Annotated in this window: 11 protein-coding genes; all 11 read left to right on the top strand. The window is 40.3% G+C overall.

Translation table 11 applies throughout. The annotated features are described in order from the left end of the window. Nucleotides 1–4 precede the first annotated feature (4 nt). The 11 genes from mfd to lysS all read left to right on the top strand — a co-directional run bounded on the left by mfd (nucleotide 5) and on the right by lysS (nucleotide 14,452). Nucleotides 5–3,526 (top strand): transcription-repair coupling factor, encoded by a 3,522-nt coding sequence (gene mfd, locus HMPREF2731_RS02370; RefSeq protein WP_002290931.1) that lies wholly within the window; start codon nucleotides 5–7, stop codon nucleotides 3,524–3,526. A 14-nt stretch (nucleotides 3,527–3,540) separates the two neighbouring features. After that, nucleotides 3,541–5,136, top strand: coding sequence for a putative polysaccharide biosynthesis protein (locus HMPREF2731_RS02365; protein WP_083325461.1), 1,596 nt, complete (start codon nucleotides 3,541–3,543; stop codon nucleotides 5,134–5,136). 10 nt (nucleotides 5,137–5,146) lie between these two features. Further along, nucleotides 5,147–5,416, top strand: a complete 270-nt coding sequence (locus tag HMPREF2731_RS02360; protein ID WP_070872256.1) for an RNA-binding S4 domain-containing protein — start codon at nucleotides 5,147–5,149, stop codon at nucleotides 5,414–5,416. A 67-nt stretch (nucleotides 5,417–5,483) separates the two neighbouring features. After that, on the top strand, nucleotides 5,484–5,909 hold the full coding sequence (locus tag HMPREF2731_RS02355) for an FtsB family cell division protein (protein ID WP_002290936.1): 426 nt from the start codon (nucleotides 5,484–5,486) through the stop codon (nucleotides 5,907–5,909). 45 nt (nucleotides 5,910–5,954) lie between these two features. Continuing rightward, complete coding sequence (locus HMPREF2731_RS02350; protein ID WP_002290937.1) at nucleotides 5,955–6,425, top strand: S1 domain-containing RNA-binding protein; 471 nt, start codon at nucleotides 5,955–5,957, stop codon at nucleotides 6,423–6,425. A gap of 119 nt (nucleotides 6,426–6,544) precedes the next feature. Further along, nucleotides 6,545–7,990 (top strand): tRNA lysidine(34) synthetase TilS, encoded by a 1,446-nt coding sequence (gene tilS, locus HMPREF2731_RS02345; protein WP_016629107.1) that lies wholly within the window; start codon nucleotides 6,545–6,547, stop codon nucleotides 7,988–7,990. Next, on the top strand, nucleotides 7,990–8,535 hold the full coding sequence (gene hpt / locus HMPREF2731_RS02340) for a hypoxanthine phosphoribosyltransferase (protein ID WP_002290941.1): 546 nt from the start codon (nucleotides 7,990–7,992) through the stop codon (nucleotides 8,533–8,535). Before tilS ends, hpt begins: the two co-directional genes overlap by 1 nt. Nucleotides 8,536–8,624: 89 nt before the next feature. Beyond that, nucleotides 8,625–10,736, top strand: a complete 2,112-nt coding sequence (gene ftsH / locus HMPREF2731_RS02335; RefSeq protein WP_002290943.1) for an ATP-dependent zinc metalloprotease FtsH — start codon at nucleotides 8,625–8,627, stop codon at nucleotides 10,734–10,736. Nucleotides 10,737–10,952: 216 nt separating this feature from the next. Continuing rightward, nucleotides 10,953–11,840, top strand: a complete 888-nt coding sequence (gene hslO / locus HMPREF2731_RS02330; protein ID WP_070872254.1) for an Hsp33 family molecular chaperone HslO — start codon at nucleotides 10,953–10,955, stop codon at nucleotides 11,838–11,840. Next, the gene (dusB, locus tag HMPREF2731_RS02325; protein ID WP_002290947.1) at nucleotides 11,841–12,845 is read left to right on the top strand and encodes a tRNA dihydrouridine synthase DusB; all 1,005 of its coding nucleotides are present in this window, start codon (nucleotides 11,841–11,843) and stop codon (nucleotides 12,843–12,845) included. It begins immediately after the preceding gene. Between the two features lie 110 nt (nucleotides 12,846–12,955). Continuing rightward, nucleotides 12,956–14,452: a lysine--tRNA ligase gene (gene lysS / locus HMPREF2731_RS02320; RefSeq protein ID WP_002290948.1), complete on the top strand. Its 1,497-nt coding sequence runs from the start codon at nucleotides 12,956–12,958 to the stop codon at nucleotides 14,450–14,452. The last annotated feature ends 327 nt before the right edge of the window (nucleotides 14,453–14,779 follow it).

Genomic DNA, 14,779 nt, shown 5'->3' with positions numbered 1-14,779 from the left:
AGGAATGGATATCATTCAATTAGTCGGAAAAGATCCGCAAGTAAAAGAATGGATCAGCAATTTAGAAGAAAAAATGCCTAGACAACTAATCACAGGATTAGCTGGCTCAGCGAAGACGCTTCTATTTGCTCGAGCATTTAAGAAAACAAATAAAAATATGATCATTCTGATGCCAAATTTGTATTATGCCAATCAGTTAGCAGAAGATCTGCAACATGTGATTCCGCAGGATCAGATCCATTTATTTCCAGTGGATGAAGTGCTTTCTGCTGAAATGGCCTTTTCTTCTCCAGAAGCGCGAGGCGAGAGAGTCGCAACGCTCAACGCACTTCAAGAAAAAAAAGCAGGTATCTATTTGTTGCCAGTCGCAGCTTTGCACAAGCGGCTGCCGAATAAGAAAACTTGGCTACAGGCGCAATTGAATTGGCATGTTGGTGATGAGATAGATGTGGAAAATCTTCCTCGCCAATTGACTTTGATGGGCTATGTACGAGAAGAAATGGTCGCAAAACCCGGAGAATTCAGTATTCGAGGAAGCATCGTCGATATTTACCCATTAACAACAAACTATCCTATTCGTGTAGAATTATTTGATGTAGAGATAGATTCTATGCGGTATTTTGAAGCAGAAACACAACGTTCAATCGAAAAAACGGAAGAAATCTGGGTTTCTCCAACGAGTGAACAAGTCTATGGACCAGAGGATCTGGAACATGGAATAGAGCAAATGCAAAAAATGCTAGAAAAACGGCTTGCTGCGACCACAGAAGAAGCAGACCGCGAGTTTTTACAAGATTACTTCGGTCAGATGACTTCAAGTTGGCAAGCAGGTATCCCGACAGAAGAAGCAAAATTCTACTCAGATCTTCTTTACCAAGAATTTGTAACGATCTTGGATTATTTTCCTTCAAATAGTTTACTAGTCGTTGATGATTACCAGCGGATCATGGAAACAAATCGGGAAATCGAAAGGGAAGCGGCAGAATGGCATACTCAAAAAATCAGCGAATTGCGGGTTTTTTCTGAGCAGTCATTTTCAGCAGATGTACAAAGAATCGTTCAAAAGGAAAAATTTACTACAACCTTTTTCTCACTCTTCCAAAAAGGGATGGGAAATCTTCGTTTCCAAGCAATCCATAATTTTCACTATCGGACGATGCAACAGTTCTTCGGACAAATGCCATTGCTGAAAACAGAAATGGATCGTTGGCGCAAGCAAAAACAGACTGTTGTGATCTTTATTCCGACAAAGGACAGAATACGTAAAGCAGAACAAATGCTTCGAGATGAAGATATATTAGTAGTAGAAACAGAAAAAAATGCATTGATCAGAGGACAGGTACAATTAGTTGAAGGAGCTTTGCAGGCTGGTTTTGAACTTCCTCAAGAAAAAATAGTAGCTATCACAGAAAAAGAAATTTTCCAAAAAACGACGAAAAAACAAACGAGACGACAAACAGTAACAAACGCAGAGCGATTGAAAAGCTATAATGAGTTAAAAGCAGGAGATTACGTTGTCCATGCCAATCATGGTATCGGGAAATACATTGGGATGGAAACGCTAGAAGTAGATGGCGTTCACCAAGACTATATGACTATTTTGTATCAAAACGACGACAAACTGTTTATTCCTGTTACTCAACTGAATCTGATCCAAAAATATGTCGCCTCGGAAGCCAAAGCACCTCGCATCAATAAGTTAGGCGGAAGTGAATGGACGAAAACTAAACGAAAAGTATCTTCGAAAATCGAAGATATCGCTGACGATTTAATCAAACTATACGCAGCAAGAGAATCAGAAAAAGGATATGCTTTTGGTCCTGATGACGCCTACCAAAAAGAATTTGAAAATGCTTTCCCTTATTCTGAAACAGACGACCAGTTGAGAAGTGCAGCGGAGATCAAGCGGGATATGGAAAAAGAAAAACCAATGGATCGACTACTCGTAGGTGATGTTGGTTATGGGAAAACAGAAGTAGCGCTTCGAGCGGCCTTTAAAGCGATAAAGGAAAGCAAACAAGTAGCCTTTTTAGTTCCAACAACGATCTTGGCACAGCAGCACTATGAAACGATGCTGGAAAGATTTGAAGGTTTCCCCGTAAATATCGGGCTATTAAGTCGTTTCAGAACAAGAAAGCAACAAAAAGAAACCATCGAACAACTGCGCACAGGTCAAGTTGATATTGTTGTAGGAACCCATCGAATCTTGTCAAAAGATATTGAATTTAGCGATTTGGGTCTATTGATCATTGACGAAGAACAACGTTTTGGTGTAAAACATAAAGAACGATTGAAACAGTTACGTGCACAAGTGGATGTTTTGACTCTGACAGCAACACCGATTCCGAGAACTTTGCATATGTCGATGCTAGGCGTGCGAGATCTTTCAGTAATCGAAACACCGCCTGCGAATCGTTATCCGATCCAAACATATGTTATGGAAAAAAATCCTGGGGCTATCCGCGAAGCAATCCATCGAGAAATGGGACGAGGTGGACAAGTATTCTATTTATATAATCGAGTAGAAACGATCGAACAAAAAGTAGAAGAAATCCAAGAACTCGTTCCGGAAGCGCGGATCGGCTATGCTCATGGACAAATGACAGAGGCGCAATTAGAAAATACGCTCTTTGAATTTATTGAAGGTCAGTATGATGTTCTTGTCACTACGACCATCATTGAAACAGGAGTGGATATCCCGAACGCAAATACATTGTTTGTTGAGAACGCTGATTATATGGGTTTATCCACGTTATATCAATTACGCGGACGGGTAGGAAGAAGTAGCCGCGTCGCATATGCTTACTTTATGTATGAGCAGCAGAAGATCCTTAATGAAGTCAGTGAAAAGCGTCTTCAGGCAATCAAAGATTTTACAGAACTGGGATCTGGATTCAAAATTGCGATGCGTGATCTTTCCATTCGCGGTGCAGGTAATCTCTTAGGTGCTCAGCAACATGGATTTATTGATGCAGTCGGTTTCGATATGTATTCTCAAATGCTGAGCGAAGCAGTGTCTCGTAAACAAGGAAAGAATAGTCAAGTGGAGAAGACCACTGTTGAGATCGACCTCGGTGTTGACGCATATCTACCTGAAACATACGTGGCAGATCAGCGGCAGAAAATCGAGATCTATAAACGAATTCGTGAACTTGATTCGCAAGAAATGCTAGATGAACTGGAAGATGATCTGCTCGACCGTTTTGGAGAATACCCAGAAGAAGTAGCACACCTCCTGACAATCGGACAGATTAAAATGGATGGCGATCGAGCGCTCTTGGAAACGATAAGGAAACAGGAGCCGCATATCGTCTTTACTCTAAGCAAAGTTGGAACGAAACGCTACAGCGTGGAACAATTATTCGAAGCGCTAACGGCGACGAAACTAAAAGCCAGTCTAGGCGTTGAAAAAGAACAGATGGTGATACGCTTGACGATTCCAAACCAAATGGAAGAAGCAGTGTGGCTTCAGGAAATCCAAAAGTTTGTCAAAGCATTGCGTGAGCAAAAATATCTGTCAGCGTAGGAAGGAGCAACGATTTGGATCATAAAGAAATGCGGCGCGTCATGCAAGGAGCATTTGTACTGACGATTGCTTCTTTCATAGCAAAAGTATTAAGTGCCCTTTACCGAATTCCCCTCCAAAACTTAGTCGGCGACGAAGGTTTTTATGTTTATCAGCAAGTTTATCCAATTTATGGTATAGCAATGACTTTAGCTTTATCAGGTCTTCCGCAGTTCATATCAAAGTACGTTGCAGAAAGAAAGAATCCTTTCGAGCGAAAGCAAGCTTTGCAAAGTCTTTATCCCTTGGTGTTTTGGACAGGCGTCTTTCTGTGGCTGTTTGTCTTTTCATTTAGCAGTTGGATTGCTTGGATGATGGGGGATATACAATTGAAACCACTGATCCAAGTAGTTTCTTTTACCTTTTTGCTGATGCCTGGTTTATCTTTTTATCGAGGGAATTTTCAAGGAAGATTTTTGATGGAACCAACGGCAGTTTCTCAAGTAGTTGAGCAGTTCGTTCGTGTTTCTGTAATCGTCTGTAGTGCATTTGCTTTTAGAAAGCTCGGATGGACGGTGTACCAAACAGTGACGGCAGCGATGAGTGGAGCCGTTTTTGGCGGGTTATGCGCATATGGAATCCTTCACTACTATGAACAAAAGATTCATGGAGGAGTATTAAGCTTCCGCCGGTTCCCATTATTCAAACAGCCACCAAAATCTTTGATCCGACGCTTTCTAGTAGAAGGCGGTCTGGTTTCGATTTATAGCGGATTACTCATCTTTTTTCAGCTGATCGACTCTTTCTTTGTAAAAAATGCTTTGGAAGTTTACGGTCTATCGGAATATGGTGCGAAGATAGCAAAAGGGGTCTATGACCGAGGGCAGCCTTTGGTTCAATTAGGTTTAGTGATTGCCACCGCATTAAGTGCGACATTTCTGCCTGCATTGACCCGTCATTTGACCAATCGGATCTATCGTCAGTTTTTGCAGACAGCCAAAATCTATCTTAGATTGACGACCGCTTTGGCATTAGCTGCATCTTTAGGATTAGCCTTACTGCTTCCTTATATCAATTATGCGTTGTTTAAAGATTATGCAGGAAATGCAGCGCTTGTATTGTTTGTTTTTTCCATTGCTTTTACTGCAGTCATCCAAGCCTATCAAAGTATTGCTCAAAGCAAGAACTCTTTTCGCCCTTCTTTAAAAGGAGCAGGATGGGGGCTCTTGGTAAAAGGATTGACTACTTCTTTTCTAACTGGTTTATTAGGAACAGCCGGAGCAAGCCTGTCTACCCTTTTAGGATTAGGTGTGACGCTTTGGTATTTTGTCCGAATCGAAACGAAAGAGCTAAATGCTTTTTGGAAAGAACGACATTTTGGGCGGAAGTTGATTATCAGCCTTCTTTGTATGACAGCAGTCCTGCTGCTGTATTATGGTGTATTGAATATAGTGTTTGGTCCTGTAACTCATCGTTCCACTGCTTTTTTTGTCAGTGTGATAGGCGTTGGGGTTGGCGCATCTGTGTTCATTTATGCAGTGATTCGTCTCCGTCTGTTTACAGTAAGAGAGTGGCTCATGTTGCCATTTGGTAAGAAAATTCTACGATTAAACAAAAAAATCAAAAAGTGAGGAATAAGATATGCGATTAGACAAATTTTTAAAAATATCCCGAATCATCAAAAGACGATCAGTAGCAAAAGAAGTGGCTGATAAAGGAAGGATCCAAATCAACGGAAAATTGGCAAAATCTTCCAGTGACGTCAAAGTAGGCGACATTTTGAAAGTCCAGTTCGGCAACAAAACATTGGAAGTGAAAATTACGGAATTACATGAATCGACCAAAAAAGAAGATGCACAAAAAATGTACGAAATTATTTTTGAAAATCGCACAGAAACACTAGAGAAATAGATTAGACAAGCTTTCATGATATTGGTATAATGAGAAAGACAATCAAAAAAGATTGGAGCGAATCCAAGTGACGAAAAAAAGCAATAAAATCGCTGCGCTAGATACGGAATATGCAAAGAAAAAGTATGCTGAATTTCAGCAACAACAACGACAACTGATTTTTCGAAGACGCAGACTGGCTGCAATTTTTGTTGGTGCTTTGGTCATTTTCGCGATAATAGGTGTGCAGATTTTCCATGATATGCAAAGGATGCATCAATTGAACGAATTGAGAGTCGAAGCAAATGCTGAAATGAAAGAAGTCAACGCAGACGTTGATCAGCTGCACCAAGATGTTTCATTGCTGAAAGATGATGAATATGTAGCTAAACTTGCCAGAAGCAAATTCTTTTACTCAAAAGACGGTGAAAAAGTTTATCCTATATTAGAATCAAATACAGACAGCTCGACAAATGAAACAGATCAATCAACTAGTTCTACAACTGCAAAATAAGCAGGAATATAAAAAAGGGAAATAATTAGGAGGAACATTTTTTTTATGTCAATCGAGGTAGGAGCAAAACTGCAAGGAAAAGTATCAGGAATTACAAATTTTGGTGCGTTTATTGATCTAGGTGCTGGAAAAACGGGTCTAGTTCATATTAGCGAAGTGTCAAATGGATATGTAAAAGACATCCATGATGTTTTAAGTGTAGGAGATGAAGTAACAGTCAAAGTTATTTCAGTAAATGATGATGGGAAAATCGGACTATCTATCCGCAAAGCGCAGGAACAACCTGTAGAATCTGGAGAAGAAAGCCGTCCTAAAAAATTTCAACAAAAAGATTCCCGTGACAACCGCAATCGTCCAGCACAGAAAAAATCTTTTTCTCGCAGTCAGCCTTCAGCTCAAAAAGAAGACTTCGATTCATTGATGAGTTCATTTTTGAAAGATAGCGATGACCGCTTATCTTCATTGAAGCGAAACACAGAAGGAAAACGCGGTGGTCGTGGCGGACGCCGCAGCTAATAAAGCTGAAAATAATGATGATGCGACTATTTTAGTCAGAGTATCAACAGAGGGCAGGTTAATTGTCGTTTTAGACGTTTTCCCGCTCTCTTTTTTTAGGAAGAAAGGGTGTGGAAAGAATGAGCGTTGAAAAAGACGGTAAAAAAGTACCGCTATTGCAGCAGTCATTTATTCGGCACGGGAATGAACAAAGATTCTGGCAAAAAGAATCAAGGATTTTAGCAGCGGTATCAGGTGGGGTTGATTCGATGGTTTTGCTCCACTTGCTTTTGCAAGCGCAACGCCAAATCGGTTTTTCTTTGGGCGTCGTCCATATCAATCACCAATTGAGAGAAGAATCAGCAGAAGAAGCTGCTTATCTTCGCTCATATTGTGAAAAGAAGAATCTCCCTTTATATGTAAGTGTTTGGGAAGATCCGGCCAAAACGGCCATAGAAACAGCAGCCCGTAACTTTCGTTATCAAGCATTCACTCGCGTGATGGAAGAAGAACAATATGATACGTTGATGACTGCTCATCATGGAGATGATCAAATCGAGACGGTGTTGATGAAAATCATTCGTGGAGGACAGTTAAGTACTTTTTCTGGAATCAAAGAAGTACAACCATTTGCTACGGGCAGGCTTGTTCGTCCATTGCTGAGTTTCAGTAAAGAAGAATTATATGCTTATGCAGCAGAATCACAGCTTGTTTACTTTGAGGATCAGACGAACCAATTATTAGATGTCCAAAGAAATCGGCTTCGCCATTTGGTTGTTCCTCAGTTAAAACAAGAAAACACCCAGGTGATGAGACATTTTCAGCAGTTTTCGCAACAGATTCAATGGGCAGACCAAGTCATTCAAAAATGTATGGGGCAGTTAATCGAAAAGGAAGTCGAACAGTTAAAGGATCGATTTCAATTTTCAGCAGAAATGATAGAAAAAATGGAAGAAGCGGAACGATACTATTTTTTCCACTCCTTCTTCGACAAAGTATTCTCAGAAACAGGGGTCATTTTGAAAGAGCAGCAAATGACATCGATTTTAGAGCAGTGGCAACAGAAAAAAAGTCAATGGCAGCTTAGCATCGGCAGCAACTGGGTACTGAAAAGAGAGTACCATTTTGTTGTACTCGCTAAAAAAGAAAAACAAGCCACTGCTCAGACAGAAGATCAGCGCTTGTTGCTTATTCCAGAACAAGGGATACAGTTGAACGAAACAGAATGGATTGGTCTGCTCAAACCTGAACATTCAGAGGACATCAAAGCAACAGATTCATGGTCTCTGTTTTCTCATGACATTTGGGTTCCCGCCGATGTGCAACTATATGTCGAAAAAAGAAAAGCAGGAGACCGTATTCAATTAACGGAGAAACTTACAAAAAAAGTATCTAGATATTTTATCGATCAGAAAGTACCTAATTCACAAAGGCAGCATGCTTGGATCATTACAGATGCCAAAAGAAATATATATAGCTTGATACCTTTTGCCTTTTCATATTTGAGTATTCGTGAAGAAACTGATAAAATACACTACATACTTCTTTACAAATATCAAAAAGAAGCAATTGGAAGGAGAACCTGATGTTGGAAAAGGATATTGAGAGAATTTTGATCTCACAAGAAGAGATAAAAATTCGTTGCAAAGAACTAGGCAAAGAGTTAACAGAAATTTACCAAAACACCAATCCCCTAGTAGTAGGTGTCTTAAAAGGAGCGGTACCATTCATGGCAGATATCGTTCGTTCTATCGATACGTATTTGGAATTGGATTTCATGGATGTTTCAAGCTACGGGAATGCAACAGTCTCGTCAGGGGAAGTAAAAATCGTCAAAGACTTGGATACAAATGTAGAAGGTCGCGATCTGTTGATCGTTGAAGATATCATTGACAGCGGAAGAACACTCGCTTATTTAGTGGATCTTTTCAAATACCGCAAAGCTAAATCAGTCAAAATCGTTACACTACTTGACAAACCCGAAGGAAGAGTAGTAAACATCGAAGCAGATTATGTTGGGTTCAACGTACCAAATGAATTTGTTGTCGGTTATGGCCTGGATTATGCAGAAGCATATCGTAACCTTCCGTACATCGGTGTATTGAAACCTAGTGTTTATCAATCAAATTAATGCTGTATCTCAATTAAATTATGGTACAATAGAATGGTCAGGATTGATAAAAAACTGTTAAATTAAATTGACGCTTAGGGAGGGCAACTATGAACAAAAAGAACAATGGCATGATGAAAAATGCCTTGTATTATGTCCTCGTAATCTTAGCGATGGTAATGGTCGTTTATTTCATTTTTGGTAATAACGGCCAGCGATCGTCAGATATCGAGTACTCAAAATTCACAGAACAACTACAAGCAGGCAAAATCAAAGAGTTTGAAGTGCAGCCTGCAAATGGTGTATATAAGATCACTGGTGAATACAAGGAACAGCAGACAGTCGCTAACAGCGGCGGGTTAGCTATCTTGGGTTCAACAGATACGACTACTACCCATTTCACAACAATCATTTTGCCAAATGATACAACATTGAGCCAAGTAACAGAACTAGCAAAAGAAAACAAAGTTGCTACAACAGTAAAAGAAGAATCAAGCAGCGGCGTATGGGTTTCGTTATTGCTTAGCTTCTTGCCGATCGTGATCATCATCTTTTTCTTCTACATGATGATGGGACAACAAGGCGGCGGCGGTGGCGGTGGCGGCCGTGTCATGAACTTTGGTAAATCAAAAGCCAAAGAAGCAGACAAAAAAGCTAATCGCGTACGTTTTTCTGATGTAGCGGGTGCGGAAGAAGAAAAACAAGAACTAGTTGAAGTTGTTGAATTTCTGAAAGATCCTCGCCGATTTGTTGAATTAGGTGCCCGTATCCCGGCAGGTGTACTTTTAGAAGGACCTCCAGGAACAGGTAAAACCTTGTTAGCAAAAGCTGTTGCCGGAGAAGCTGGCGTACCATTTTATTCGATCTCAGGTTCTGATTTCGTAGAAATGTTTGTCGGTGTCGGGGCAAGCCGTGTTCGTGATTTGTTTGAAACAGCGAAGAAAAACGCACCGGCTATCATTTTCATCGATGAAATTGATGCAGTAGGTCGTCAACGTGGTGCCGGTATGGGCGGCGGACATGATGAACGCGAACAAACATTGAACCAATTGCTTGTAGAAATGGATGGTTTCGACGGAAATGAAGGAGTAATCGTCATTGCTGCAACTAACCGTTCTGACGTACTAGATCCAGCGTTACTACGTCCCGGACGTTTTGACCGTCAAATTTTAGTTGGCCGTCCAGATGTAAAAGGACGTGAAGCAATCTTACGTGTCCATGCACGGAATAAACCGATGGCCGATGATGTTGACTTGAAAGTTGTTGCTCAACAGACTCCAGGGTTTGCCGGAGCAGATTTGGAAAACGTCTTGAACGAAGCGGCGCTAGTAGCTGCTAGAAGAAATAAAAAGAAAATCGATGCTTCTGATATCGATGAAGCGGAAGATCGCGTGATTGCAGGTCCAGCTAAAAAAGATCGTGTAATCAGCAAAAAAGAACGCGAAATGGTTGCTTATCACGAAGCTGGTCATACGATTGTCGGATTAGTGTTAAGTCGCGCTCGGGTCGTCCACAAAGTAACGATTATCCCTCGCGGACGCGCCGGTGGATATATGATCGCTTTGCCAAAAGAAGATCAGTTCTTGATGACAAAAGAAGATATGTTTGAACAAATCGTAGGCTTGCTTGGTGGACGTACAGCTGAAGAAATCATCTTCAATGTCCAATCAACTGGTGCCTCCAATGACTTTGAACAAGCGACAGCTTTAGCACGAAGCATGGTAACAGAATATGGAATGAGCGATCGTTTAGGTCCCGTTCAATATGAAGGCAATCATCAAGTGTTCGTTGGCCGCGACTACGGTCAAACAAAAGCTTACTCTGAACAAGTTGCTTTCGAAATTGATCAAGAAGTACGCAAGATTTTGATGGAAGCTCATGCCAAAGCTCATGAAATCATCGAAGCGCATCGTGCACAGCATAAATTGATTGCTGAAAAACTTCTGGAATTCGAAACATTGGATGCCAAAGCAATCAAATCGTTATTCGAACACGGTGTGATGCCTGAAGGTACTGAGTCAAATGATTATCCAAGCGAAAAAGAAGCGAAAACTTTTGAAGAAGCAAAACGTGCTTTGGAAGAAAAAGACGCTGAAAAACAAGCAGAAGAAAAACGTGATTTTGAAGAAGCAAAACATGAACTGCATGAGGAAAATAAAGCAGAGCATGATTCAGATTCTCAACAATCAGAAGATGATCATTCAGACGATCGATACAAATAAAAAAATATAGGTCAATTGATCTGATAGGACTCCCGAAAACCGGAACAAAAACCGGTTTTCGGGAGATTTCTTTATTTAAGATGTAAATAGAATGATGTCCTGTTTTCTAGATGATTCTGAATTATTTTTAAAAGAAGCATTCCAAAGTTGAAAAAAGCAGGAGTTGCTAGTATGATTCACTATGAGTTTAAAAACGGAAAAAGGAGTACATAACAAATGAAAGATTATCTGGTTAAGGCACTTGCTCACGACGGATTCGTACGAGCATACGCCGTTCAAGCAACAAATACCGTAGCGGAAGCACAAAGACGTCATGATACTTGGCATACGTCCTCAGCTGCTTTAGGACGAACATTAGTGGGCAGTCTGCTGCTTGGTGCAACACTTAAAGGAGAAGATAAACTAACTGTTCGAATCCAAGGCGATGGTCCAGCAGCGGGAATCGTAGTAGATGCAAATGGGAAGGGAGATGTGAAAGGCTACATCAAAAATCCGCATCTCAGTCTTCCTTTGAATAGTGAAGGTAAAATCGATGTGCGAGGAGCAGTTGGGACACAAGGGATGTTTACTGTCACAAAAGATTTAGGATTAAAAGAACCTTTTTCTGGACAAACGCCAATTGTTTCTGGAGAAATCGCTGAAGATTTTACTTACTATCTCGCTATCTCAGAACAAATCCCTTCAGCTGTTGGACTAAGTGTACTGGTCAATACTGATGACAGTATCAAGACAGCGGGTGGATTCATGATTCAAATCATGCCAGGTGCCGATGAAGAAACAATCAGCAAGATTGAGGAACAATTAAAAACAACACCAAGAATCTCTACTCTCTTAGATGAAGGACAGACACCAGAAGAAATATTGAAGGGATTGCTTGATACAGAAGAGCTGAACGTTTTAGAAAAAATGCCTATTCAATTCAAATGTGACTGTTCGAAAGAAAAATTTGCAGAAGCAATTATCGCGCTAGGTGCAGAAGAAATCCAAGCAATGATAGATGAAGATCATGGAGCAGAAGCGGTATGCTCTTTCTGTAACAATAAATACAAGTATAGTGAAGAAGAATTAACTGGATTGAAGAAAGAAGCCTTAGGAGGAATTTAAGTGGAACACAAATGGAAAATCGGCAATGTTGAAATCCCTAATCGTGTCGTTGTTGCGCCGATGGCTGGAATAACAAATTCAGCATTTCGAGTCACTGTCAAAGAATTTGGTGCAGGCTTAGTCGTATGTGAAATGATCAGTGACCAAGGTATCCATTTCAGAAACAAAAAAACTTTAGAGATGCTCCACATTGAAGAAACAGAACATCCATTAAGTTTACAGATATTTGGCGGGAACAAAGACAGCCTAGTTGAAGCTGCTCAATTTGTCGAAGAAAACACAGCTGCAGATATAATAGACATCAATATGGGCTGTCCAGTAAACAAAGTGATCAAAGCAGAAGCAGGGGCAAAGTGGCTTTTAGATCCTGAGAAAGTATACGAAATGGTCCAAGCTGTTTCTTCAGCAGTGGATATCCCTGTAACGGTCAAGATGCGTATCGGTTGGGATGAAGAACACGTCTTTGCTGTAGAAAATGCATTAGCAGCACAATCAGCTGGAGCAAGTGCCATCGCTATGCACGGGCGTACACGGGTTCAGATGTATGAGGGAAAAGCAGATTGGGAAATATTAAAAGAAGTAAAAAAACATCTCACCATCCCATTTATGGGGAACGGGGATGTCAAAACACCCGAAGATGCAAAACGGATGCTTGATTATGTTGGTGCAGACGGTGTGATGATTGGCCGGGCAGCTTTGGGAAACCCATGGATGATTCATCGTACACAGCATTATCTAGAAACAGGAGAATTGATTCCTGAGCCAACACCAGCCGAAAAGATTGCTACAGCTAAACTTCATTTACAACGCTTAGCAGATCTCAAAGGAGAAAAAGTAGCATGTAGAGAATTCAGAACACATGCGGCTTATTATTTAAAAGGGATTCCTCGAGCAGCAAAAGTGAAAGTAGCAATCAATCAGACAGAAAATCAGCAAGAAATCAATGATCTGCTGGATCAATTTGTAGAAAAAACGGAAAAAGTACTATTGAAACAAACGTTGTGATTTCTAAGTTTTTCGTGAATTTTCAAGCCGAAATTCCAAGTTCGGCTTGCTTTTTTTGTGTTTCATTGGCATTATAGGAAAGAGATTAACATGAGAATGGAGGAACTTTTGTGACACAGGAACAACAACATCAAGTAGAAGATTTAAATGATCAAATGCTTGTACGTCGTCAAAAAATGGAACAATTGCGTGAAGATGGAATCGATCCATTTGGAAAAAGATTTGAACGCACACACAACTCAGAAGAATTGCATGAACTATTTGATCCAAGAACAAAAGAAGAACTAGCAGAGATGGGATTGACCGCTAGTGTAGCTGGTCGTATGATGACTCGCCGAGGAAAAGGAAAAGCTGGATTTGCGCATCTACAAGATCGTGAAGGCCAAATTCAAATTTATGTGAGAAAAGACCAAGTAGGTGATGAAGCCTATGAAGTATTCAAACATGCAGACCTTGGAGATTTCTTTGGTGTAACTGGACAAATCATGAAAACAGACACAGGCGAAGTTTCTATCAAAGCTTCAGAAATCACGATTTTGTCAAAAGCACTTCGTCCACTGCCAGATAAATACCATGGCTTGACGAATATTGAACAACGCTACAGACAACGCTACTTGGATTTGATCAGTAATCGCGAAAGCTTTGACCGATTTATGAAACGAAGCCAAATTATCAGCGAGATCCGTCGTTATTTAGATGGCAATGGCTATATCGAAGTAGAAACGCCAGTATTGCATAATGAGGCAGGTGGAGCCGCTGCTCGTCCGTTCATCACGCACCATAATGCACTGGATATTGATTTATATTTGCGTATCGCGTTGGAGCTTCATTTGAAACGACTAATTGTCGGCGGAATGGAAAAAGTTTATGAAATCGGTCGTGTTTTCCGTAATGAAGGGATTGACACTACGCATAATCCAGAATTTACGATGTTAGAAGCATACACAGCATATACTGATTTCAATGATGTAATGAATCTGACAGAAGGTATTATCCGTAACGCAGCTCAAAAAGTACTAGGGACAGCGAAAATCACATATGATGGACAAGCTGTTGACTTAGAAAGCGACTTTAAACGTATCCATATGGTAGATGCAATCAAAGAACAAACTGGTGTAGATTTCTGGAAAGAAATGACATTGGAAGAAGCATTAGCCTTAGCTGAAAAGCATAACGTAGAAGTAACAGAAGCGATGGGAGTCGGACATGTTATCAATGAATTCTTTGAAACGTTTGTTGAAGAAACGTTGACACAACCGACATTTGTTTACGGACATCCAGTCGAAGTTTCGCCGTTAGCGAAGAAAAATCCAGAAGATCCTCGATTCACAGACCGATTCGAACTGTTTATCGTAGGACGCGAATTTGCTAATGCCTTTACAGAACTAAACGATCCAATTGATCAAAGAGAACGATTTGAAGCACAAGAAAAAGAACGTGAACTAGGGAACGATGAAGCTCACGGTGTAGACGAAGACTTCTTGGAAGCATTAGAATACGGTATGCCACCAACTGGTGGTCTAGGTATCGGGATTGACAGATTAGTGATGCTGCTAACTGACGCTCAATCCATTCGGGACGTTCTACTATTCCCAACAATGAGATAATCAAATAAAAGCTGTCTAGGGGACTCCTTAGGCAGCTTTTGCTATGTAGAAAGCAACAAACAATAACGAATGTTCAAAAGCTGTTATCAAATATTGCAGACATTAATGGAGCCGAAAGCGAACGATGAAGAAAGAAAAGTAGTGAATAATCGCTTATTGAAAAAAACTTGAAAAAATACAAAAAATTCGTTGACCAAGATAAATTTAGTTGGTATATTATTACTTGTCCAAAAGACAGAAGGAAATATTTCTTCAAAAACATAACAAAAAAGTTATTGACATGTTGCTAACGACATGATAAGATAACTGAGTCGTTAAAAAAGAATA

This window comes from Enterococcus sp. HMSC072F02, from assembly GCF_001837725.1.
GTDB classification, from domain to species: Bacteria; Bacillota; Bacilli; order Lactobacillales; family Enterococcaceae; genus Enterococcus_B; species Enterococcus_B lactis.
Note: the sequence above shows the minus strand (reverse complement) of the source record. Positions and strands in the feature narration are given on the sequence as shown.

Excerpts from the sequence above, each read along its gene's own strand:
- mfd (WP_002290931.1), top strand. The coding sequence starts at position 5 with ATGGATATCATTCAATTAGTCGGAAAAGATCCGCAAGTAAAAGAATGG.
- HMPREF2731_RS02360 (WP_070872256.1), top strand. The coding sequence starts at position 5,147 with ATGCGATTAGACAAATTTTTAAAAATATCCCGAATCATCAAAAGACGA.
- HMPREF2731_RS02350 (WP_002290937.1), top strand. The coding sequence starts at position 5,955 with ATGTCAATCGAGGTAGGAGCAAAACTGCAAGGAAAAGTATCAGGAATT.
- tilS (WP_016629107.1), top strand. The coding sequence starts at position 6,545 with ATGAGCGTTGAAAAAGACGGTAAAAAAGTACCGCTATTGCAGCAGTCA.
- hpt (WP_002290941.1), top strand. The coding sequence starts at position 7,990 with ATGTTGGAAAAGGATATTGAGAGAATTTTGATCTCACAAGAAGAGATA.
- ftsH (WP_002290943.1), top strand. The coding sequence starts at position 8,625 with ATGAACAAAAAGAACAATGGCATGATGAAAAATGCCTTGTATTATGTC.
- hslO (WP_070872254.1), top strand. The coding sequence starts at position 10,953 with ATGAAAGATTATCTGGTTAAGGCACTTGCTCACGACGGATTCGTACGA.